Source organism: Mycobacterium sp. IDUB_36 (genome assembly GCF_055419225.1).
Genome location: NZ_JBVAXH010000001.1, coordinates 2,204,322 through 2,224,857 on the forward strand (window position 1 = coordinate 2,204,322; position 20,536 = coordinate 2,224,857).

Genomic DNA, 20,536 nt, shown 5'->3' on the forward strand with positions numbered 1-20,536 from the left:
GTCACACCTGCGGTGAGTTCTCCCGAATACCGCCGTACATGCCGCGGCGCACGACCAGCGGCATCACCAGCCGCTCTACCGGCCACGACGGCAGCCGGAACGCCTGGCCCGTGGGCAGGAAGACCTCCAACCCATCCGGCTGAATGCCGAGAATCGAACCCCACCGGCGGCCGGGCGAGCGGTAGGTCTTCGGGCGGCCGCCCGCCAGTTCGGCCCGGACGTTGTGGGCGACCAGCGCGTCGCCCCGGTTGCGAGCCGAGCTGCGCAGCGGGTCGGAGGCCGCGACGTCGCCGGCGGCGAACACCTCCGGACGGCCGGGCACCCGTAGCTCCGGGCTGACGCGAACGAAGCCGCTCTCGTCCAGTAAGTCGGGTGGCAGCCAGTCGGTGTTCGGCTGCACTTTGCCGATCGCCCACAGCACGGCGTCGGCCGACGCCGCGGGTTGACCGGTACTCCAGTCGACTCCGCCGCTGGTGATCTCGTCACCCGTGAAACCGTTGGACAGCGCGGCGCGATGGCCCGGGTGCAGGCCGACGCCGAGCCTGGTCAGCCGGCGCTGAATGCGCTGCCAGATCCGCGGGTGATAGTCGCCGAGTGCCCGATCAGCCGGGAAGTACAGGTCGATTCGCTTGTCCGGCCAGGTCGTTGCCAGGTTGACGGCGCTGGTGACCGCGGCCGCACCGCCGCCGACGACGATCACGGATTCTGCGGTGGCCAGGCGCTCATGCGCGGCGTGCAGGTCGGCGCCGACGTCAGCGGCCGACTGCAGGGTGGGCCGACGCCAGAAGCCGTTGCTCACTCCGGTCGAGATGACCAGCGCGTCATAGCCTTCGACGAACGGGGTGCCGTCGTCGCCGTCGCCGGACACGGTCCGCGCGGCCAGGTCGACACCGGTCAACGAGCCCTGGATGATCCGCACCCGGTCCAGTCGCCGGAACCTGTCGAAGGGAATCCAGTAGTCGCGGGCCCAGTCGCGCGGCCGGGCCAGCCGGACGCCGAGTTCCTGTCCGCTGACCAGGCCCGGCTTGACCGAGACGCCGACGACGTCGAAGTGCTTGGCGAGCCGGATCGCGGCAAGGACACCGACGTCGCCCAAGCCCGCGACGACGACGCGTTTGCGGCTCATGCGGCGAAACTGTAACAGGTTCTAGTTCTGGATTGTCGGTGATGCCGTATCGAACTGGAGGGACAGACTGGTGGGCCCGCTCATGCCGAGCAGCGGCTTCCACGGCGCGGGTCCAGTTCGCCGTGGATTCGGCAGCCGGCGGGCGAGGATCTTGAGCGCTTCGGCGAGTTCGCGTCGCGCCAGGTTGGCGCCGAGGCAGTAATGCACCCCGCCGCCGAACGTGAGGATCGGCGGCGGGGCGTCGCGGGTGATGTCGAAGCGGGTCGGGTCGTCGTAGACCGCGCAGTCGCGATTGGCCGCGTAGGTGTTCACCAGGATGAAAGTGCTTGCGGGAAAGGTGTAATCACCGACGGTGACGTCGTCGGTGACACTGCGCACCGTGCTGCACATCGACGGCGAATGCCGCATGGTTTCCTCGACGGCGCGCATGGCCAGCTCGGGTTGGTCGCGCAGCAGCGCCCACTGCTCGGGGTGATCGCACAGCACCTGCATGGAGGCCGCCAATTGGCTACGGGTGGTGTCGGTGCCGGCCAACAGAATGCTGAACGCCAACATGCGTAGCTCCGCGGCGTCGAGACGATCGCCCGCATCCTCGATGCCGATCAGCTCGGACAGCAGATCCTCGGTCAGGTGCCGACGCCGGTCGGCGACCATGTCGTCGAGGTAGGCGTCGAACTCGCCCCAGGCTTTGAGGATGACGGGCTCCTCCTGCGCGAGATCACAGTCGAAGCTGACGATCTTGAAGATGTCCTCGGCCCATCGGGCGAACTGCTGCCAGTCCGCGCGAGGTGCGCCGAGCAACGCGCAGATGACCGGGATGGGGTATGGACGTGCGATGTCCGCGACGAATTCGCACTGACCCGAGTCCGCGACCCGATCAACGAGCTCGTTGACGACGGCGTGGATCGTGGCGTCCATGCCTGCTGTCGCCCGCGGCGTGAAAGCTTTGGACACCAAGCCGCGCAGCCGACGGTGTTCAGCACCTTCCATGTTCAAGATGCTGCGGGTCACTCTGTCCCACAACGGTCCCGACGTGATCCCGTGGGCGGAGAGATGAATCCCCGGCGGGATGACGAACCGTGGGTCACGAAGTACCGTCCGCGCCAGTTCGTACGACAGCACCTCGGGCCCGATGGGCCCCAACGCAATCGGTGCCGATCGTTGGGCCGCTTGGAACTGCGGATAGATCTGCTGCGGGGTGTCGGTCAGGTCGTAGCTCAGGGTGGGTAGGCCGGCCTCGAACACGCTCGGCTTGGCCGTGTCAATGCTCACGGCGTCTCCTCGCCGGCGTCGTCATGGGATGTTGGTCGACAGCATCGTCAGCGGAAGGCCGAACACCGACAGGTCGATCTCGTCGAGGTATGAGCCTTCACCGGAAAAGCTTTGCCGGAAGCGGGTTTTCGATCCGTAGCGTTCGGCGATGGTTTCGGCGTCGGACGCTCCCGGAACCCGGAGCACCACGGTGTACACGCCGTCGCCGTTACGCTCGACGAACTCATTGACCGATGCCGCCACGTCTGCGGTCGAGCCGGGGACGGCGCTGATCAGTTCGACACCGCCGTTCCAATCCAGATGGATGGTCAGGCCGAGTTCGGTCAGATCGGTGTTCTCGAAGCTGAAGCCGAGTTCGGTGAACATCTGCGCTGCGGCCGCGTGCCGTTCGGGCGCAACGGCGAACACGACGTGATGAAGCTGTGTCCCTCGCGATTCGCTCATCTGCGCACCAGGCCGCGCGGCCGGACCAGTCCGAGGTCCAGATGGGTGAGCCATCCCGGCGCGGCGTCGCAGACGTCGGGGATCGCGTTGATGGCGCCCATCGCTGTCCAGTTGTAGCCGGGGTGCGTCGTCGAACCGTCCGGCTGAGTGCCGCCCTCGAGCGTCAGCTCGGTCGGCGGGTCTCCGTCGATCACTATCTGGTACCTCGTCTTTCCCCAATTCCACGCCGGCTCAATGCCTTCCGGTCCGCAGGTCAGGTAGATCGCATGAAAGACGATGAGCGGGTGGCCGTCGACCCAGGCCGTCCATTCGTGATGCTGGGCGGCGACGGTGCCACGGGGAATCACCCCCTGTTCGTGCGCAATGTCCTCGGTCGCCACCGCCGCTCTGAGTTCGGCAGTCACATCGTCGATGGTGACGCCCAGGCCGTCGGCGATCATGTGCATCGACTGCGCGAAGAACGTCATGCCGAGGCCCAAAATCGTTGGCTCGGAGAGGAACTTGTCCCTCGCCTTACCGAAGCCGAGCCAGTCGATGTGGTCGGTAGGCGCATCCGTGAGCACGTTCACGACTTCGTACACGCGGATCTGCTCGACCTTGCTGATCACGCGGGCCAGCGTCAGCGGCAGGATGTCACCGGCATAACCCGGGTGGATTCCGCCGGCATGGAACGACGTCCCGCCCTCTCGGCAGGCGGCGGTAATCTGCTCACCGCCGTCGCGGAAGTCGTCGGTCGGATGGAAGAAGCCGCTCGTGGTGACGACGTTCTTGCCCGAGCGTAAGAGTCGGCAGACGGTGTCGACATCCATGATGATCGGTGTGTAGAACACGCAATCCGCTTCCAGGGCAACGATTGACTCGATGTCGTCGGTCGCGATCACCCCGATCGGGCCTATGCCGGCGATCTCACCGGCATCCTTGCCGACCTTGTCTTCGCTGTGCACCAGCACGCCGACCAGGTCGAATACCGGACTGTCGGCGAAATGACCGACCCCTACCTGTCCGACGTCGCCGGTCATCCACTGGATGATGCGATAGGTCTTGTCAGACATGGAGAACTCCCCGCGGAAGTAACAGCGGCAGATCGTTGTACGTAGCGATGCCGGGTGGTGCCGCAACGACGGCCGGTATCGCGGTGATGGCCGGAACCGCCGTGATGGTCAGGCCGAGCAGGACGTACTCCTCGATCGTCTCCGCGACGAAATCTGCGGGCGGCTCGAACGCCAGCGTCGTCTTGATCGTCGGCCGGCCCTCGACGGTGATGTTGTACCCGAAGCCCATCGTCCAGGTGGGCTCCAGCGATTGACCTTTGGTCCACACCCCCCGCACCTCGACGACGTCGCGATCGCCGACGAATCCCCGCCAGCTCACGTCGATTCCCGCCACACATCCCTTGCCGATCACCCAGTCCCCGGGAAGGTGAACGTCTTCGGTGGCTTGGGCATACTCGGCCTCGCAACGGATGTCGTCGAGCTCGACCCCCAACGCTTCGGCGACGATGAGGACGGCCTCGCGGAAGATTCCGGAGCCCTCCTCCGTCACCGCCGCCAGGCCCGGGTGATCGATCGGGTAGCCGAATCCCATGATCTTCTCGGTCTCCGGCGAGTTGTAGATCGTCGTGTCGAACGACTCGACGATGCACACCCGGTCGATCCGGTCCGAGAGTCCAGCGGAGACGATCGCGAAGAGTTCGATGAAACCGGGGTTCAGGCCGCTACCGAAGATCGTCGACCCGCCGAGCTCGCACGCCCCGATGATGCGGTCGCGGCCCTCGCCGAGCCGATGGCCGGTGATGAACTCCGACGTGGTGACGACGTTGATGCCCGCCTCGAGGATGCGCACCAGATCGTCGACATCGGCAAACATCTGGTTGTAGACGACGCAATCGGGTTCGAGCGCGATGAGCGCGCCGATGTCGTCAGTGGCACGCAGACCGAGGGGTTCCATGCCGCACAACTCTCCGACGTCGCGCCCCACCTTGTCCGGCGACCATGCGTAGCATCCGACCAGCTCCAGTTGCGAGTTCTCCACGATCGCGTGCACCGACTTCACGCCGATGTTGCCCGTTGTCCATTGGACGACTCGGAATGTCACGGGTGCGGCGCCGAATGGGGTTGTGTCCCTTGGTGAGCCACCCGTGCATCGTGAATACGCACGAGCTCGCGGAATTTCAGCCGGTGGTATTTCGGCACCGGTTGGATGCCCCACTGGTCCCGGGCGGTGTCCTTGCCCTCGGCGCCCTCCGGCGGCCCCAGCATCGGATAGGGGACCTTGCATTCCAGGGTGTCGTCAGAATAGCGAACCTTCAGCAATTCACTGCAGATCTGGGTCAGGCTCAGGGTCGGGTACCCGTAGTAGACCGCCATGAAGGGCAGGGTGAACGCACCTTCGATGACCAGGGCGACCAGACAGACGAGGACGGCCCGCTTGATGTACTTGTGCATCCTCGCGTAGTACGGCGTGGTGCCGGGCGGCAGATCTTCGGCCGGGTCCTTGTCTTCGGTGAATGCCGGCGCGGACGAGGGTGAAGTCACAGTAGTGCTCCTAAACTGTTCAGTCGGTGAAGATTTCGCGGTTGACCGTGTGCAGATACGGGATGGCCAGAAACGGCGTGATGTAGAAGATGTCGTAGAGCCACCAACCGATGACGGGAAAGACGACGCCCGCGTAGCGCACGTCGGCGAACATCGTCATGTTGAACACGTAGGCGCACCAGATGACGACACCCATCCAGCAGGTGATCACCATCCACTGGTGGCCCCAGCGCTTCATCTGCAGGAACCCGATCGCCGCGGCACACCGCATCGCGAACACGGTCAGGATCAATCCGGCCACATAAGCCTTCTCGCCGGGGCCGGAGGCGCCCCCGACCCACGACTCGTTGTAATGCCAGAAGTAGCCGGCGTCGAACATGTTGCCCCACCCGACCATCAGCACGCGGTTGATCAACGTGTGATTGGCAACCAGATCCAGTGCCCAGCCCAGGCTGTTGAGGGCGCCGTCGATCAGCACCAGATAACCGATCAGGGTGACGATCATCGGCCGCACCGACAAACCTGCCCGTAATGCCTGGCGCTGCAACCACACTCCGCGCATGAAGATCGGGAAGCCGATCAGCCCTGGCGCCCACATCCCCATCAGAGCGGCGCCGACGATCATCCACTTGTCGGCCCGCCGCTGGGCCAGACGTGACTCGTCGTGATGGTCCTCCAGGCTCACCGAGTCGTCGGCGGCCTGGTTCAGCAGCCGAGGGCTCACAAGTTCCACCACCCTCGGGCGAATGACATGTAGAGCTGGATTCCGAACATCAGCAGCAGATAGCCGTAGATGACGATCTGCAGGACGATCAGCGCTTTCTTGCGTTGTCGTTCCTTCTGGTCCATGGTGGCGACTCCTTTCGGCGGTTCTGCTAGTGAGATGTGCGTGAACTGTCGGCGAGACTGGCGACGGCGACTTCGCGCAGGCCGTCGGTGATGGCACCGTCGGCCGACAGCGGTGCCAGCACGCAGGCTTCTGCCGCCTCCAATTCACCTGCGCCGGCGGCGATCAGCTGTGCGGCGGTGACCAGGACCCGGGTGGATGGCGGTTCGAAGTGGAAGGCGTGGTCGGCTGTCCGGATCGCCGTGGCGCAGGCGACGAGCCGTCTCGCGACCGTGATCTCGATGCCCGCTTCGGCGACGATCACCTCGGCTTCGCGGTCCGCGGGCAGATACCGCATCGGGAGGGTGATGAATCGCTGACGGAAGGACGGCTTCAGCTCTTTCAGGGAACTGCGGTAGGCCGGGTTGTAGGAGCAGACGAGCATGAAAGCCTCTGGCGCTCTGACGACTTCGTCGGCCCGATCCAGATAGAGCGCACGGCGGTGGTCGGTCAGCGAATGCAGGATGGCCAGTGAATCGTGCCGAGCTTCGACGACCTCGTCGAGGTAGCAGATCGCGCCGGCCTTCACGGCACGGGTCAGCGGGCCGTCGGTCCACACCACGTCGCCGCCGGTCACCATGAACCTGCCGACGAGATCAGAACTGGTCAGATCGTCATGGCAGCTGATGGTGAACACCGGCCGGCTCAGCAGCAGGCCCATGTGCTCGACCAATCGGGTCTTGCCGCAGCCGGTCGGGCCGGTGAGCATGACCGGCAGTCGTTGGCGGTAGGCCTGCTCGAACAACTGGACTTCGTTGCCGTTCGAGTAGTAGGTGTCGGTGGTCATGCGCCCCCCAGGGTGTTGTCGGTCATGCGGTCACCAGCTCGCGGTGGACGTGGGCCAATACCCGCGGAAGCTCCTCGACCCGCCGGATGCGTTGGGAGCGAAGGGGTCCGAAGACTTCGGGTAGCGGGTCGACACGGGTCGGGCCGACACCCAGGTAGTAGATGGAGACGCCCGCGTCGTGTGCCTCCTCGACTGCGTGCGCGACATCGGCCCACGCATAGCGTCCCTCGTACCCCTCGTCGGAGATCAGCCCGTCACCGATCACGATCAACAGACGCCGCTCCGAAGGCTGGGCCAGCAGCCGACTGGTCAGGTGACGCAACGGGGCACCCAGCCTGGTGTAGCCGCCGGTGGCCAGGCCCAGCCGGCCCGGTGGCACGAATCGCCGATCCTCGAAGTCCTTCAGGCAACTGACTTCCACGCGGTGCCGCGTGTTACCGGTGAAGACGAAGATTCCGTGGCGTTCCCGCGCGAGCGACATCGCCTTCGACAGTGCGTCGGCGCAGGCCAACTCCAGCTTGAAGATCCGTCCGCCGTGCACACCGAGCGACGAACTGCCGTCCAGTAAAAGCGCCGTTGTGACGTCGCGGCTGGTGGGCAGCACGTCCCGGAAGATGCGGGGCTCGATCGCTTCACCGGTGGCGAGGTCGATGTAGTGCCGCACGTACTGCTCGACGTCGAGGTCCGAGCCGTCCTCGAGGCGATTCTTCATGGCCCGGTGGGTGTGTTCCTCAAACCACTTGCGCAACTCCGCCGACGCGGGTTCGGGCGTTCGGGACGGTGCGGCATGCGCGCGTTCGAGGACGGCGACATGGTCACGCAGAAATTTCTTGGTCCAGAAATTCCATTCCGGATAGGGGATGCCCGGCCGGTGCTCTGGTGTCGTGTCGAAGTCGTTGTCCTGCGGCCGGCTCGGTGGCGGCAGGTTGGGATTGCGTACGCCGCCGTCGCCGCCGACCGGGACCGAATACGGCCGTGGCAAACGCTTCTGGGTTGTGGTCCATGGCATTCTGCCGAAGCTGCGGCGCAGTTTGTCGGACAGGCCCTGCGGCGCGGTGTGGGCCAGGGGCAACCGTCCCACCAACGGCGGGACGCTCAGCGGCGCGGAGGTACGCGACATCGAAATCGCTCGCTCGACCATCTCGCCGGCCTCGGTGTCGGCGGGCAACGCTGGGAGGTCCGGCAACATTCGACGCGCCTCGACCAGCAGTCCGGGCCAGTTCGCGGCGATCCACCCCAGCGCGACGCCGGCCTCGACGAGGGTGACGGCCCGCAGTTCGCGGGCGGACAACTCGTGCAGTCGATACGCTGCGAGCCGCTCCTTCGAGGGTGAACACTGCAGGGCCACACCGCACGTCAGGGTCCGACGTGTCCAGCCGGTCGATGGATACGGGACATGGACGAAATCGAGGCCCGGACTCAGGCTGAACTCACGGTTCCCGCCGGTCACCAGACGGGCACCCTCGCGGCGCTGCCCGCTGAGCGCGACAGCCGTCACCGCACAACTGCGTTCGGTCGCCATGGCGTGCGGATCGGACAGCTCGATCATCGATGATCAGAACGTGCCGAGGTTGGAGAAAATCCAGTACCAGAACCAGATGACCAGTCCCGTACCACCCCACGCTGCGACATAGCGCAGGATCTCCCAGAGCCAATCCACCTCAGACCTCCTTGTTGATCGGTTGTGGCACAGTTGATTGCGTCATCGCACCGCCAAGCCGCGCACGGCGGTCGCGATCAGCTTTGTCAGCATGGTGTCGCGCTTGTCGGGATGGCCGGTTGTGGTCAGAACGCCGTAGATGCCGAGCAGGAAGAAGGTCGCGCTGTAGAAGGCGTCCACTTCCGGATGCACTTCACCGTCGCCGCGCGCCCGTTCGATCTCGTCCACCAGCAGCACGATCACGGGATGGTCGCTCCAGTCGTCTCGGCTGGGACGTGTCGGCGAGAAGTGGAGCGCCAGCAGCTCTTTGAACAGCAGCGGGCCGAGCCGCTGCTCCAGTCCTGCCACGAGTCTAACGACTTCGGCCAGCGACGCCGCCAAGCCGTGGGCGTTCTCGAGATACGCGGCGAATTCCGCTGCGATACGGGCTTCTTCGCTGGACTCCAAGTCGAGAAGTACATGCTCCTTACTGGGGAAGTGGAAGAAGAAGGTGCCGTGCGCGACGCCCGCCGCAGCGGCGATCGTGTTCACGTCGGCGCGGGTCATCCCCGAGCGCTTGAACTCGGCGATAGCCGCGTCGAGTACGCGCTCCCGGGTTTGTCGCCTCCGCACCTCACGTGCCGTGGCCTTGACGTGTGGCGTCATGGTCTGGCCTTTGTAGCGCTTTTACTGACCAGAGTCAATGATTGAGGTCAATAACGGAGTTGATCAGTCGGTGAAGATCTCGCGGTTGACGGTGTGCAGGTACGGGATGGCCAGGAACGGGGTGATGTAGAAGATGTCGTAGAGCCACCACCCGACGACCGGGAAGATCACACCGGCGAAGCGGACGTCGGCGAACATCGTCATGTTGAACACGTAGACGCACCAGATCAGTACGCCCATCCAGCAGGTGATCACCATCCACTGCTGGCCCCAGCGCTTCATCTGCAGAAAACCGATCGCGGCGGCGATCCGCATGGTGAACACCGTGAGGATCAGCCCCACTTCGAGGGCCTTCTCACCCGGACCCGCCGCACCACCGAGCCACAACTCGTTGTAGTGCCAGAAATAGCCGGCGTCGAACATTGCTCCCCAGCCGTTCAACAGGATTCGGGCCAGGATGGTGTGATTGGCCACCAGGTCGAGCGCCCAGCCGACCGTGTTGATGGCGGCGTCGATGATCACCAGGTAACCCAGCAGCGTCACCAGCATCGGACGTACCGACAGGCCGTCCCGCTGCGCCTTCCGGAGCAACCACACCCCACGGAGGAAGAGTGGCAGGCCGAAGATCCCGAGGGCCGCGGTGCCGATCAGGATGCTGCCCGAGATGAGCCACTTGTCTGCTTGGCGCTGGGCGAGATGGGACTGCTCGAAGTGTTCATCCAGTGGGCTGGTGGTGGTCAGGATGGGCGAACTCAAGGACTCCTCCTGCGGGTCGGCTGGCCCCGATCCTCCCGCAGAGACTGACTGGCGTCAATCAGTTGCCGCGCCCAGGCTGCGCAGCGTGCTGGCCACGTAGTCGTCGAGCATCGCACGCTGCGTCGGCCAGTCGTGCGTCGTGGTCAGTAGTGCGTAGAGACCCAGTAGGAAGAACACGGCACTGTGCACCGCAACGACCTCCGGTGCGACGTGGCCGAGCTCGCGGGCTCGCTCGATCTCCTGCGCGACCCGCACGATCACCGGATGTTCTTTGCTTTCGTCCGCCGGTCGTGTCTGCGAAAAGTGAAGCGCCAGGAAGTCTTTGAAGAGACTCGCGCCGAGCCGGCGCTCCAGACCCAGGATGAGTCGCACCGCTTCTCCGAGTGTGGCGGACAGGCCGTGCGCCGCGCCGACGTAGCGGTCGAGCTGTTTGGCGATGCGCTCCTCCTCGCGTCGTTCGAGTTCCAACAGCACGTGTTCTTTGGTCGGGAAATGAAAGAAGAATGTGCCGTGTGCGACTCCGGCGGCCGCAACGATCGCTCCGACGTCGGCGTCTGCCATGCCGCCCCGTTTGAACTCGGCGATCGCGGCTCCGAGCAGGCGTTCCCGGGTCTGTAGGCGCTTGTTCTCGCGTGCCGACGGCTTTTCCACCGTTGCCATAGTGCATTTCCTCTGATCCGGGGTTTCCCCGCCCTAGGTGAAGAATAGCTGGCGCAGCGGCCGGCTCAACTTCTCATTACGTTGACTTTAGTCAGTTTCACTTGTTAGATGGGCACCACCTGACGCTGGCGGAAGGATGGGGATGGCGCTCGAGCAGTTCAATCTGGACGGTCAGGTCGCAATCGTCACCGGCGCCGGCAAGGGCGTCGGGCAGGGTATCGCGAGGGTCCTGGCCGAGGCTGGTGCAACGGTAATCGGCACCGCGCGTACGGAATCCGACATTCGCGCAACCATCGCCGGCATCGAGGACGCCGGCGGCAAGGGTCTGGCGCTGGTCGCGGACGCCATGAGCCGTCCCGACAGCGAGCGGGTGGTGGCGCAGACCATCGAGAGCTTCGGGCGCATCGACATCCTGGTGAACAATGTCGGCGGTTCGACCTATGCGCGCTTTCTGGACATCACCGACGACGACTTCCGGCACACCTTCGACTGGTGTGTCACCTCGGCGTTCATCATGAGCCAACTCGTCGCGCCCCACATGATCGAGGCCGGCCACGGAAACATCGTCAACATCTCCTCTGGCTCAGCCCGTTTCGGCATCCGCGCGCTGACGGCGTACTGCGTGGCGAAGGGCGGCCTCGAGGCACTCACCCGCGCGATGGCACAGGAGCTCGCACCGAAGATCCGGGTCAATGCCATCGCGTTGGGATCCTTTGCCACCGACGGACTTCAGGGGAGCCTCGACATGATGCCCGGCTCGCGGGAGAAGATGCAGGAAGCGACACCGCTGCACCGGTTGGGCGACGTCGCCGACCTCGGGCGGCTCTGTGTGTATCTGTCCACGCGGGACTGCTACGCGACCAACGCGATCTTCCACGTGGACGGCGGCATCGACGCCAACAATTCGCCGCTGCCGATTCCCGACTACTGACCAAGGACGGTCGACGTATGCGCAGGGTTGTCCAGTTCTCGACCGGCAACGTCGGCATCCACTCACTACCGGCGATCATCGGGCGCCCCGATCTGGAACTGGTCGGTGTGCACGCCGCCGGCCCGGACAAGATCGGGCGTGACGCCGCGGAACTGTGCGGGCTCGGCGAGTCGACCGGCATCATCGCCACCGACGACATCGACGCACTCATTGCGTTGCGGCCGGACTGCGTGGTCTTCACCGCGCAAGGCGAGACCCGGCCCATGGAAGTCATCGACCAGATGTCGAGGTTCCTGTCCGCCGGCATCAACATCGTGGCGACCTCGATGGTGTGGCTGGTGACCCCTCGTCAGGCCGACGACTGGCTCCGGGTGCCGCTCGAGCAGGCCTGCGAAGCGGGCAACGCATCGCTGTACGTCAACGGCATCGACCCGGGCTACTCCGGCGACACCGAGGTGCACACGGCGCTGAGTCTGGTCACCCGAGCCCGCGCGATCACCGTTCAGGAGATCTTCGACTACGCCAACTACGACGATTACGAATTCACCGGCAAGCAAATGGGTTTCGGCGTCAGCGCCGAGGACGACACGCCGATGCTGTTCCTGCCGGGCGTGCTCACCACGATGTGGGGCGGCGCGGTGCGCAATCTCGCCGACCAGCTGGGCGTGCAGCTCGACGAGCTTCGACAACGCATCGAACCGTGGTACACCGACAAACGGATCGAGTGCACGATGGCGACGGTGGAGCCGGGCCAGATGGCCGCGGTGAAATTCGCAGTCGAAGGTGTCCGCGACGGAACGGCGGTGATCACCATGGAACACATCACCCGGCTGACCGCCGACTCGGCGCCGGATTGGCCCTATCCGCCGGACGGGCGGGTCGGGGTGCACCGGGTCGTGATCGACGGGGATCCGCGCGTCGAGCTGAATACGCACGTGTCGCATCCGGGTCTCGACGTCACCGAGGCGGGCTGCCTGTCCACCGCGGCTCGAGTGGTCAACGCGATCGACTGGGTCTGCCGCGCACCGCAGGGGCTGATCGCCGTCGAGGACATCCCCCCGGCGGAACTCATCCGCGGATTGATGTGGTGACGCCACCCACCAGAGCGGCGGTCGAGTGTGCGGTCACCGCAAAGCACGCGAAACCACCGATATTCGACGGCGGCTGACTACACTTCGGCGTGTGATGACGCCGTCGACCCCGTGGGCGCACGACCGCGGACAGCTGCTGCGGGCCAGCGATCACGTCGTCGGTCGCTGGCAGGCTCGGCGTCTGAGCCGGCGATTCGCCCGGGTCGGCGTGAGCACCTCGCCCGACCGGGTGCGCCAGATGCTGGCCGGTTCGCCGGTCGCACACGCCGAGGTCTGCGACTTCAATTTCGCGCGGATCGCGACTCAGTTCAAGCGTGACGAGTTCCGGGCGCGGGTGCGTCGGATGAAGCGCCGCGGCGCACGCTCGCTGCTGTTCGTCGGCATGGTCCTCGTCACGCTCAACTTCTTGTTCTGCATGGCGTGGGCGTTGTTCAACCTGACGCTCGACGCCCCTCCCCTTTAACCCGGGAAAGTCGCGGCGGCGAGCTCGAGAATCTCGGCGCGATCGGCGGCCAGCAGGAAACCCGCGTCGATCGACGAGTCGAGGGACGCCGTGAAACGTTCCAGGTATTCGCCCAACCCACCCGGATACAGCCGTTGCACGGTTGCCTCGTCGAAGGCCTCACCGGAGCCGAAGATCGGCGACATCGCTGTCTGCTCCCCACCGACGCCGGACGTACGGGCGATCGGCACGTCCACCCAGGGAGTCCTGATCCCACCGCGCACCAGGCCGTGCTCGTCGAGCACCGGCTCACCGTCGTCGAGTTCGATGAGCGCTCCCCGGGGTGCCGGTTGTCCCGCGCTCACCCAGGCGTTCAACGCCGACAGCGCCGCCTGCAAGACGTAGTGGTGTTGGGGTGCGAAGTTCACGCAGTGATCCAGTTCCTGTCCCATCAGCTTGTTGGTCGGCGCGTAGGCCGCCACGAGATCGGCTACCGTCGCGGCGCCGGTGTCGATCGGCGCAACCTGGATCGTGTAGTTGTCGGCGTGCGCGGTGCCGGCGATCTCCCACACCCGAAGATGTTCGTTGTCGGCCTGTCTGGCGCGGTAGTAGCCCTGCCGACGGCCACCGAAGAGATCCGTCTCGGTGATGATCGTGACCAGCGGAACCGCCACATCCGGCCGAAACGCGACCCCCTGCGATGACGTGCTCTCGAGCGCGTCGAACACCGAGTCGCCGTTCAGCGGGGCCGCGGGTCCGAATCGCGAGTGCACCAGGAAGCCGTCGTACACGCCGCCGTGCGGGTCGACGGCATTGACGTAGGTGGTCAGGAACATCGCCGATTGCGACTCACCGACCGCGATGACATGCTCGGCGCGTAGTCCGCGCAGGACCTCCGGCCGCCGGGCCAGCTGTCCGGCCTGCGAGAAGATGTCGTAGGCGTACGCGTCTCCGGGATGGGTCAGCGATGAATACCGTTGCGAATCCTGACTTTTCAGCGACATGTCGAAGCCGGTCATATTCTCACCGCCCTCCACCCCCACGTGCTGCGCCGACACCGCGACGTACGCATAGCCACTCCGCAGCACTTCGCGGTGCGCCATCATCCACACCGCCGGCGCGTCGATGCCGCCACTGACGTTGAGCCACTCGACCAGCACCGTCCCGTTGAACCGGGTCGCATCCTTCGGCGTCAGTGCCACGATCCGGGTGGTGTAGTTCGCCGCGGCCGCCGGCGCCACACTCCACCGGCCATCCGGCCCGAGTTCACCGGCCGCTTGATAGGACGTCGCCGATCCCGAGACGAAGAACTCCTCTGCGACATATCCCACATCGCCGATGTCGAAGGCGCCCAACAGGAGTGCGGGTTTGCCGGACACCGGAGCAAAGCTGACCGCATCGTTGCTGGTTGCCATGGGCGAATCATAGAGCCGGACGAGTCGGCGTCGACGTCGACGGCCGCGGTCACTCAACGCGGCGCCGGCCTAATTGCGTTGCATTCCGGAGGTGGCCGGGAATAACTTCCCTCACGTTGTGGTCGTTGCAGATCGCCACGTCCAGGAGGGGATTCGATGACCGCGCCGAGAGGGTCGACGGCTGTGCTGCCAACCCCGGGTGCGACGCCACCCGATTCCAACCTCCAATTCGGAACCGTGCTGGCGGTGCTGCTGGTCACCGGCTGGATCGCGAACCACTTCGTGGCTCTGATGCCGACCATCAGCGATCATCAGCACCTCAGCACCGCAACCCTCGATGCGATCTTCGGCATCTATGCCGTGGGATTGCTGCCCGGCCTGCTGATCGGTGGCCGGGCCTCCGACAAGTTCGGACGTCAGGCGGTGGCGCTGACCGGATCGGCGACCGCGGTGGCCGGCACCGTGGCGATGCTGCTGTCGCAGCAGCCGGAGGTGCTGTTGGTGGGCCGCCTGGTGGTGGGCGCCGGGGTGGGTCTGGCGATGACCTCGGGCACCGCCTGGGCATCCGACCTCCGGGGACCCGCCGGCGCCGCGACGGCCGGAGCCGTGATGATCATCGGGTTCGCGGTCGGACCGTTGGCGGGCGGACTGATCGCCGGGATCGGTGGCCCCGGCGTCCGACTCTCTTTCGGGCTGGCGGCGGCACTCGTGCTGTTGGCGATGTCGGTCACCGTCGCGGTGGCGCGACGCCGGGTGCCGGCGGCGACGACGGCGTCGAGTGCGAACCGTCCCACCGCAGTGAAAGGGTCGAGCAGGCGCGCGCTGAGTTGGGCGATGCCGATGGCGCCCTGGGTGTTCGCCTCGGCGACACTGGGTTTCATCACCATTCCCGCTCGGGTGCACACCGGTCTCGCCGCGCCGACTGCCGCCGGCCTCGCCGCGCTGATCGTCAATGGCTCCAGCGGTGTCGTCCAGGTTGTGGCCCGGCTGGGCTCTTGGGGTCCACGGGCCGGGACAGCCGGAGCGGCGTTGGCCGCAGTCGCGTACGTGGTGATCGCGGCCGCACCCTCGACGATGTCCCTCGCGCTGGCGCTACCTCTGCTGGTCGCTCTCGGGTGTGCGTCGGGTCTTTCGCTGCGCGAGGGTCTGATCGACCTCGAAGCTGCGGCGCCGCAACATGTTCGGGGCGCGTTGACCGGCGCGTTCTACTCAGCTACGTATATCGGCTTCGGCCTGCCACTGCTGCTGACCAGCGTCGGATTCAGCGGATCGCAGATGATCCTGGTCGCGATGGCCGTCCTCGCGGCGTCCGCGGCGGCGTACCGCGCGATCCGGCTGCGCCGAGACAGCCACCGGCAGAGCTGATTCAGGCCGCGACGACCTTGCGGGTCCGGACGCCGGCGACCGGGATCGGGTCGTTGCCGACCACGCTCAGGCCGGCGAGGCGCCGCCACGAACGAATCGCGTTGCGCGTGACCTCGACGATTCGCGCGGCACCGCTGTCGCCGTTGGCCAACCGGTGGGCGCGCAACGCGTTGCCGGTGACCGCGTCGAGGGTGTCCCAGTCGTCGGTCTCGACGAGCGCGGTGGACTGGCAGGCGGCCCGCACCGCGTAGAGTTCGGCACCCTCCGACGCCTCGGCGGCGGCGCGGCCGGCGCGCGCGGCGCCGTCCCAGTTCACGATCGAGGGCACGTCGCCGGGCACGAACGTCCGGTGCAGGTCCGCGATATCGGCGATCGCCCTGGCTGCTTCGTCGCCGGCATAGCGCAGGACACCCCACGGCGGACTGGTCAGAAGTTTGGTGACCCACAGGTGCAGGATCGCGTCGGCGACATCGGCGGTCCCGACGGTCAACCAGCCCAGGTCAAGTACCAGCAGGCTGTTCTCCGGCGACAGGTAACCGTCCGGCTCGGCCAACAGGTCGTTGCACAACTGCACGAACGACGCTAGCGGGCGCGCCGACGTCGCCGGGAAGTCGGTGATCTGCTCGTCACCGTTGATGTACGAAATCACGTTCATCGCGCACCCTTTGCCTGATCCGGGCTGGTGCGATCCCCTCGCCAGCCGCATCGGGCTGGTGATGCGATCGAGGTCCATTTGAGCTGCTTCCTAAGGGTTTTCGAGGTTGCGACCTAGTCTCTTGAGACCGTCATCCTATGCCCGGCCCGGTCCTCGGCGGCCGCGACACGACGGGGGTCGCGTGCTCGAAAACGCCCGACGCTACAGCTCGCCGGAGAAGTCCGCGGTGATCCAGCGGTCGGGCCGGATGGTGAACAGGATTCCCGGCTGATCCGCCATTCCCTGGACGAACGCACGACCACCTTCTTCGCCGAGGTAGCGAATCGCGATCGCCTCGCGCACGTCCAGCGGCGCGGGCGTGGTGGTGTCGATGACGGTGCCCTCGACCACAACGTACTGATAGGGCGGCTCCTCGCGTTGCACGGTGAGCGTCACCACCCCGGCACTCTCGATCAGCGTGGTCTTGCGGGCCTTCACACCGGTGTTGACCAGGATGTTGCCGCCCGGGGTGTAGCCGTACCACATCGGCGCACTTGCCGGCGGACGGCCGTTCGTCGCCGCCACGGACAACACCGCGACGTGCTTGCCGGCCAGGAATTCTTCACGTTGGGTCTCGGTAAATGCAGCCATGGCCCTGTTCAACGAGTCGCTGCGGTCTGGCTATTCCCCCAGTCCGAGAATCAGCTTGCCGGTGTTTTCTCCGCGGAACAGCTTGGTCAAAGTATCGGGGAAGTCGGCGACGCCGCCGCGCTCGATCTGCTCGTGCGACTGCAGTTCGCCGCTGTTGAGCCAGTTGCCAAGCTGCACAACACCTTCCGGGTATCGCTCGGCATAGTCGAAGATGACGAACCCGGTCATCGACGCGCGTGAAACCAGCAGCTGCATGTAGTTCGACGGGCCGCGCGGGGTGTCGTTGTACTGCGACACCGCACCGCAGAGCACGATGCGGGCGCCGCGGGCGAGACGGTTGAGCGCGGCTTCCAGTGTTGCGCCGCCGACATTGTCGAAGTAGACGTTGATCCCGTCCGGGGCGTGGGTTTTGAGCTCTGTGCGCAGATCGGCGGACTTGTAGTCGATCGCTGCGTCGAATCCGACGTCTTCGACGAGCCACCGGCATTTGTCCGCACCGCCGGCCACACCGATGGCGCGACAGCCCTTGATCTTGGCGATCTGCCCGGCAATGCTGCCCACCGAACCGGCGGCCCCCGAGACCAATACGGTCTGGCCGGGCTCGGGGCGTCCGACGTCGAGCAGGCCGAAGTAGGCGGTCAACCCACTGATGCCGAGAGCGCTGAGATAGACCGGCGCCGGCGCCAGACTGGTGTCGATCTTGTTGACCCCGTTGCCGTCGGACACGGCATAGCGCTGGACACCGAAGATCCCGGACACGTCGTCGCCGACCGCGAATCCGGGGTGCCGCGATTCGACGACGCGGCCGACGCCCAGGGCCCGCATCACGTCGCCGATCTCCACCGGCGGAACGTAGCTGCGGCCGGCATTCAACCAGGTACGCATCGCCGGATCGATGGACAGGTAGTCCACTTCGACGACGAATTCGCCTTCCACGGCTTCAGGTTTGGCTTCCTCGACGATCGTCCAGTTGCGCGCCGACAACCCTTCGGTCGGCCGCTCGGCGAGTCGGCATTGGACGTTGACGGTGTTCATCTGGCGGTCTCCTGATCGGGTGAGGTCGTGCGGGAGATGTCGGCCGCGCAGCCGAGGGCGATCCGGCCGGCGGGGTCTTCGGCGGTCACGGGTATCACCGCGACGGTGTCGGCACCGGCATCCAGGTAAGCCCGGATGCGGTCGGCGACCTGATCGGGTGTGCCCAAAGCGGCCAGCTGGCCGGCCAATTCGACGGGAATCGCCGCGGCCAGGTCGGCCCGTCGTGCACCCGCCCGGGCCCGCTCGACGAGGTCGGCGTAGCCGAGTTCGATGAACATCTCGCCGTAGCCGGGCGGGGCGAGGTAGACCGCGACCTGACCGGCGAGTTGCCGCAGCGCGGCCTCACCGGGACGCACCGCCACCGGTATCCACGCCGTCACATGCGGCGGTACCCGCCCCGCCGCGGTGGCGTCCTGCTCGATTTGCTCGTGGATCTGCGAAACCCGTTGCACCGTCACTAAATTCAGCACCACTTCGTCCGCGATCCGGGCCGCGAGCTTCATCATCGACGGGCCGAAGGCGCCCACGCCGATACGGCTGTGCGGCAATGGGTTCCGCAACCGGAAGCCGTGACTGCGAACGAATCGGCCGTCGTAGTCACCACGGTCGCCACGCAGAAGCGGGCGAAGGCACTCGATCGTCTCGCGCATGCGCACGGCGCTGTGTGACCAGTCCCGGTCATGCCAGCCCGACACGATGAACGGGCTCGAGGCTCCCAGCGCGATGTCGACCTCGGCGCCGGTGACGGCGGCCACGGAACTGGCGCCCAGCGCGATCGAGGCGGGCGTTCGGACACTGATCGGCAGCGGTCCCAGGCGCAGGCCAAGTCTCGGGGCGCGGGCGCCGATGGCGGTGGCCAGCGCGAACGCGTCGAAGGTGGCCATCTCGCCGATCCAGAGCCCCCGGATCCCAGCGGCATGGACGGCCTCGGCGATCTCCAGTGCCTCCAGATCCGGCCGGTCCAGCCAGAACGGCAGGACGGCTTCGATCGGCGATCTCACAACATCGCCGCCTCGGCGGCCTGGCCCAACAGGATGCGACCGGGCAGTTCCCGCGAAGCCTCGTTCACCTGGAAGTGCGCAGTGGCGGTGAACGCATCACGCAGGCGGCGTTGTAGCGGGGCGCCGTCGTAGATGGCGCTACCACCGGCCAGGTCGTACATCGACCGCACCACATCGGCGGAGACGCGTGCGCCGTGGGTGGCGGCCAGCCGCAGCCTGGTTCGTGCCTGCAGCGACACCGACGGCCCGTCTTCGCTTGCCCGCCAAGCATCTTCGATGGCCTGGTAGTAACCCGCCCGCGCGGCTTCCAGCGCCGATTCAGCGGTGGCCACCGCCGCCTGGATTGTCGATCGCTCGGCGAGCGTGCGGCTCGCGGCGACGCCCTTCTTGGTGCCGGCGAGATCGACGAAGTTTTCGATCGCCGCCCGAGCATTGCCCATCGCGGCCGCCGTGATGCACGCCGCGAAGAACCCGAAGGGCGGGAACCGGTACAGCGGACGGTCGATCACCGGACCGTCGAAGATCGAGAGCACCCGGTCGTCCGGGACGAAGACTTCGTCGGCAACGGTGTCGTGACTGCCGGTGCCGCGTAGGCCGAGGGTGTGCCAGGTGTCCAGGATCTGCAGTTGCCCGGTGGGCAGGGCAACCACGGCCGGCCGGCCTTCCAGCAGGCAGCCGGCGAACAGCACGTCGGCGTGGGTGATACCGCTGCAGAACGCCCAGCGCCCTGACACCACCACCCCGCCGGTCACCCGCCGCGCCACGCCCTGCGGCGCCCAGACTCCGGCGGCCAGTCCACGACCGCCGCCGAACAGCTCGTCACGACTCGACGGGGGTAGATACGCGACGAGCAGGGTGCTGGTGATCCCGATGGATACGCACCAGCCTGCTGACGCGTCGCCGCGTGCCACCTCTTCGGCGCAGCGCAGCGCGGTGCCCGCAGGCAGTTCCAAGGCGTCGACCTCGGTCGGGGCTCCGGCCCGCAGCAGTCCCGAATCTTTCAGGGCGTCAACGAGTTCGGCGGGCAATCGGCGGGCTGCGTCGATCTCATCGGCCATGCCGCGGGCCAGGCCGGCGATCTCGCGGGCCCGCGCCAACACGGGCGCGGTTGCGACGTCGGTATCCATACGTCCTCGCTTTGCACGACGGTGGCGGTGGTGCTGCCACGTTAGCACTACCGGTTTAGTTTTTGAACCGGTAC

At 66.2% G+C, this 20,536-nt stretch carries 23 protein-coding genes; 4 read left to right on the top strand and 19 right to left on the bottom strand.

Going from position 1 to position 20,536, the window contains the following annotated elements; translation table 11 throughout:
• Position 1: 1 nt before the first annotated feature.
• The 13 genes from ACZYW1_RS10790 to ACZYW1_RS10850 all read right to left on the bottom strand — a co-directional run bounded on the left by ACZYW1_RS10790 (position 2) and on the right by ACZYW1_RS10850 (position 10,770).
• Positions 2–1,126 carry an NAD(P)/FAD-dependent oxidoreductase gene (locus ACZYW1_RS10790; RefSeq protein ID WP_463785619.1) on the bottom strand — a complete coding sequence of 375 codons (1,125 nt, stop codon included), beginning with the start codon at positions 1,124–1,126 and terminating at the stop codon, positions 2–4.
• 21 nt (positions 1,127–1,147) lie between these two features.
• Positions 1,148–2,398: a cytochrome P450 gene (locus ACZYW1_RS10795; RefSeq protein WP_463785620.1), complete on the bottom strand. Its 1,251-nt coding sequence runs from the start codon at positions 2,396–2,398 to the stop codon at positions 1,148–1,150.
• Between the two features lie 21 nt (positions 2,399–2,419).
• Positions 2,420–2,842, bottom strand: a complete 423-nt coding sequence (locus tag ACZYW1_RS10800) for a VOC family protein (RefSeq protein ID WP_463785622.1) — start codon at positions 2,840–2,842, stop codon at positions 2,420–2,422.
• Positions 2,839–3,894, bottom strand: coding sequence for an NAD(P)H-dependent amine dehydrogenase family protein (locus ACZYW1_RS10805; RefSeq protein WP_463785624.1), 1,056 nt, complete (start codon positions 3,892–3,894; stop codon positions 2,839–2,841). The genes ACZYW1_RS10800 and ACZYW1_RS10805 overlap by 4 nt, the downstream gene beginning before the upstream one ends.
• Complete coding sequence (locus tag ACZYW1_RS10810; RefSeq protein ID WP_463785626.1) at positions 3,887–4,936, bottom strand: NAD(P)H-dependent amine dehydrogenase family protein; 1,050 nt, start codon at positions 4,934–4,936, stop codon at positions 3,887–3,889. The genes ACZYW1_RS10805 and ACZYW1_RS10810 overlap by 8 nt, the downstream gene beginning before the upstream one ends.
• Positions 4,933–5,376: a hypothetical protein gene (locus tag ACZYW1_RS10815; RefSeq protein WP_463785628.1), complete on the bottom strand. Its 444-nt coding sequence runs from the start codon at positions 5,374–5,376 to the stop codon at positions 4,933–4,935. Before ACZYW1_RS10815 ends, ACZYW1_RS10810 begins: the two co-directional genes overlap by 4 nt.
• Positions 5,377–5,395: 19 nt before the next feature.
• The gene (locus ACZYW1_RS10820) at positions 5,396–6,001 is read right to left on the bottom strand and encodes a hypothetical protein (protein WP_463787790.1); all 606 of its coding nucleotides are present in this window, start codon (positions 5,999–6,001) and stop codon (positions 5,396–5,398) included.
• 95 nt (positions 6,002–6,096) lie between these two features.
• Entirely contained in the window at positions 6,097–6,225 is a 129-nt protein-coding gene (locus ACZYW1_RS10825) for a hypothetical protein (RefSeq protein ID WP_463785629.1), read from the bottom strand.
• 26 nt (positions 6,226–6,251) lie between these two features.
• Positions 6,252–7,049: an AAA family ATPase gene (locus tag ACZYW1_RS10830; protein WP_463785630.1), complete on the bottom strand. Its 798-nt coding sequence runs from the start codon at positions 7,047–7,049 to the stop codon at positions 6,252–6,254.
• 22 nt (positions 7,050–7,071) lie between these two features.
• Positions 7,072–8,598 (bottom strand): nitric oxide reductase activation protein NorD, encoded by a 1,527-nt coding sequence (locus ACZYW1_RS10835; protein ID WP_463785632.1) that lies wholly within the window; start codon positions 8,596–8,598, stop codon positions 7,072–7,074.
• A gap of 153 nt (positions 8,599–8,751) precedes the next feature.
• The gene (locus ACZYW1_RS10840) at positions 8,752–9,354 is read right to left on the bottom strand and encodes a TetR/AcrR family transcriptional regulator (protein ID WP_463785634.1); all 603 of its coding nucleotides are present in this window, start codon (positions 9,352–9,354) and stop codon (positions 8,752–8,754) included.
• A 63-nt stretch (positions 9,355–9,417) separates the two neighbouring features.
• Positions 9,418–10,110, bottom strand: a complete 693-nt coding sequence (locus ACZYW1_RS10845) for a hypothetical protein (RefSeq protein ID WP_463785635.1) — start codon at positions 10,108–10,110, stop codon at positions 9,418–9,420.
• 54 nt (positions 10,111–10,164) lie between these two features.
• Entirely contained in the window at positions 10,165–10,770 is a 606-nt protein-coding gene (locus ACZYW1_RS10850) for a TetR family transcriptional regulator (protein ID WP_463785637.1), read from the bottom strand.
• A 142-nt stretch (positions 10,771–10,912) separates the two neighbouring features.
• Here ACZYW1_RS10850 and ACZYW1_RS10855 point away from each other — a divergent pair, with 142 nt between their 5' ends.
• From ACZYW1_RS10855 to ACZYW1_RS10865, 3 genes are all read left to right on the top strand, one after another.
• Entirely contained in the window at positions 10,913–11,701 is a 789-nt protein-coding gene (locus tag ACZYW1_RS10855) for an SDR family NAD(P)-dependent oxidoreductase (RefSeq protein WP_463785639.1), read from the top strand.
• Between the two features lie 17 nt (positions 11,702–11,718).
• Positions 11,719–12,792, top strand: coding sequence for an NAD(P)H-dependent amine dehydrogenase family protein (locus ACZYW1_RS10860; RefSeq protein WP_463785640.1), 1,074 nt, complete (start codon positions 11,719–11,721; stop codon positions 12,790–12,792).
• Between the two features lie 94 nt (positions 12,793–12,886).
• Positions 12,887–13,255: a hypothetical protein gene (locus ACZYW1_RS10865; protein ID WP_463787791.1), complete on the top strand. Its 369-nt coding sequence runs from the start codon at positions 12,887–12,889 to the stop codon at positions 13,253–13,255.
• Here ACZYW1_RS10865 and ACZYW1_RS10870 read toward each other — a convergent pair.
• The gene (locus tag ACZYW1_RS10870) at positions 13,252–14,649 is read right to left on the bottom strand and encodes an alpha/beta hydrolase domain-containing protein (protein WP_463785643.1); all 1,398 of its coding nucleotides are present in this window, start codon (positions 14,647–14,649) and stop codon (positions 13,252–13,254) included. The two genes, ACZYW1_RS10865 and ACZYW1_RS10870, sit on opposite strands and share 4 nt — an antisense overlap.
• 156 nt (positions 14,650–14,805) lie before the next feature.
• Here ACZYW1_RS10870 and ACZYW1_RS10875 point away from each other — a divergent pair, with 156 nt between their 5' ends.
• Positions 14,806–16,014 (top strand): MFS transporter, encoded by a 1,209-nt coding sequence (locus ACZYW1_RS10875; RefSeq protein ID WP_463785644.1) that lies wholly within the window; start codon positions 14,806–14,808, stop codon positions 16,012–16,014.
• Between the two features lies 1 nt (position 16,015).
• Here ACZYW1_RS10875 and ACZYW1_RS10880 read toward each other — a convergent pair whose 3' ends face one another.
• The 5 genes from ACZYW1_RS10880 to ACZYW1_RS10900 form a co-directional block, all read right to left on the bottom strand.
• Positions 16,016–16,747, bottom strand: coding sequence for a hypothetical protein (locus tag ACZYW1_RS10880; protein ID WP_463785646.1), 732 nt, complete (start codon positions 16,745–16,747; stop codon positions 16,016–16,018).
• Between the two features lie 123 nt (positions 16,748–16,870).
• Positions 16,871–17,299 carry a pyridoxamine 5'-phosphate oxidase family protein gene (locus ACZYW1_RS10885; protein ID WP_463785647.1) on the bottom strand — a complete coding sequence of 143 codons (429 nt, stop codon included), beginning with the start codon at positions 17,297–17,299 and terminating at the stop codon, positions 16,871–16,873.
• A gap of 30 nt (positions 17,300–17,329) precedes the next feature.
• On the bottom strand, positions 17,330–18,334 hold the full coding sequence (locus ACZYW1_RS10890) for an NADP-dependent oxidoreductase (RefSeq protein ID WP_463785649.1): 1,005 nt from the start codon (positions 18,332–18,334) through the stop codon (positions 17,330–17,332).
• Positions 18,331–19,335 (bottom strand): LLM class F420-dependent oxidoreductase, encoded by a 1,005-nt coding sequence (locus ACZYW1_RS10895; protein WP_463785650.1) that lies wholly within the window; start codon positions 19,333–19,335, stop codon positions 18,331–18,333. The genes ACZYW1_RS10890 and ACZYW1_RS10895 overlap by 4 nt, the downstream gene beginning before the upstream one ends.
• A complete protein-coding gene (locus tag ACZYW1_RS10900) occupies positions 19,332–20,462 on the bottom strand; it encodes an acyl-CoA dehydrogenase family protein (protein WP_463785652.1) in 1,131 nt (376 codons plus the stop codon). The genes ACZYW1_RS10895 and ACZYW1_RS10900 overlap by 4 nt, the downstream gene beginning before the upstream one ends.
• Between the last annotated feature and the right edge of the window lie 74 nt (positions 20,463–20,536).

What these genes read in the sequence shown, in the direction of transcription:
- ACZYW1_RS10790 (WP_463785619.1), bottom strand. Translation starts at nt 1,126, where the DNA reads ATGAGCCGCAAACGCGTCGTCGTCGCGGGCTTGGGCGACGTCGGTGTC.
- ACZYW1_RS10800 (WP_463785622.1), bottom strand. Translation starts at nt 2,842, where the DNA reads ATGAGCGAATCGCGAGGGACACAGCTTCATCACGTCGTGTTCGCCGTT.
- ACZYW1_RS10805 (WP_463785624.1), bottom strand. Translation starts at nt 3,894, where the DNA reads ATGTCTGACAAGACCTATCGCATCATCCAGTGGATGACCGGCGACGTC.
- ACZYW1_RS10820 (WP_463787790.1), bottom strand. Translation starts at nt 6,001, where the DNA reads ATGATCGTCGGCGCCGCTCTGATGGGGATGTGGGCGCCAGGGCTGATC.
- ACZYW1_RS10825 (WP_463785629.1), bottom strand. Translation starts at nt 6,225, where the DNA reads ATGGACCAGAAGGAACGACAACGCAAGAAAGCGCTGATCGTCCTGCAG.
- ACZYW1_RS10830 (WP_463785630.1), bottom strand. Translation starts at nt 7,049, where the DNA reads ATGACCACCGACACCTACTACTCGAACGGCAACGAAGTCCAGTTGTTC.
- ACZYW1_RS10835 (WP_463785632.1), bottom strand. Translation starts at nt 8,598, where the DNA reads ATGATCGAGCTGTCCGATCCGCACGCCATGGCGACCGAACGCAGTTGT.
- ACZYW1_RS10840 (WP_463785634.1), bottom strand. Translation starts at nt 9,354, where the DNA reads ATGACGCCACACGTCAAGGCCACGGCACGTGAGGTGCGGAGGCGACAA.
- ACZYW1_RS10850 (WP_463785637.1), bottom strand. Translation starts at nt 10,770, where the DNA reads ATGGCAACGGTGGAAAAGCCGTCGGCACGCGAGAACAAGCGCCTACAG.
- ACZYW1_RS10855 (WP_463785639.1), top strand. Translation starts at nt 10,913, where the DNA reads ATGGCGCTCGAGCAGTTCAATCTGGACGGTCAGGTCGCAATCGTCACC.
- ACZYW1_RS10860 (WP_463785640.1), top strand. Translation starts at nt 11,719, where the DNA reads ATGCGCAGGGTTGTCCAGTTCTCGACCGGCAACGTCGGCATCCACTCA.
- ACZYW1_RS10865 (WP_463787791.1), top strand. Translation starts at nt 12,887, where the DNA reads ATGACGCCGTCGACCCCGTGGGCGCACGACCGCGGACAGCTGCTGCGG.
- ACZYW1_RS10870 (WP_463785643.1), bottom strand. Translation starts at nt 14,649, where the DNA reads ATGGCAACCAGCAACGATGCGGTCAGCTTTGCTCCGGTGTCCGGCAAA.
- ACZYW1_RS10875 (WP_463785644.1), top strand. Translation starts at nt 14,806, where the DNA reads ATGACCGCGCCGAGAGGGTCGACGGCTGTGCTGCCAACCCCGGGTGCG.
- ACZYW1_RS10880 (WP_463785646.1), bottom strand. Translation starts at nt 16,747, where the DNA reads ATGGACCTCGATCGCATCACCAGCCCGATGCGGCTGGCGAGGGGATCG.
- ACZYW1_RS10885 (WP_463785647.1), bottom strand. Translation starts at nt 17,299, where the DNA reads ATGGCTGCATTTACCGAGACCCAACGTGAAGAATTCCTGGCCGGCAAG.
- ACZYW1_RS10890 (WP_463785649.1), bottom strand. Translation starts at nt 18,334, where the DNA reads ATGAACACCGTCAACGTCCAATGCCGACTCGCCGAGCGGCCGACCGAA.
- ACZYW1_RS10900 (WP_463785652.1), bottom strand. Translation starts at nt 20,462, where the DNA reads ATGGATACCGACGTCGCAACCGCGCCCGTGTTGGCGCGGGCCCGCGAG.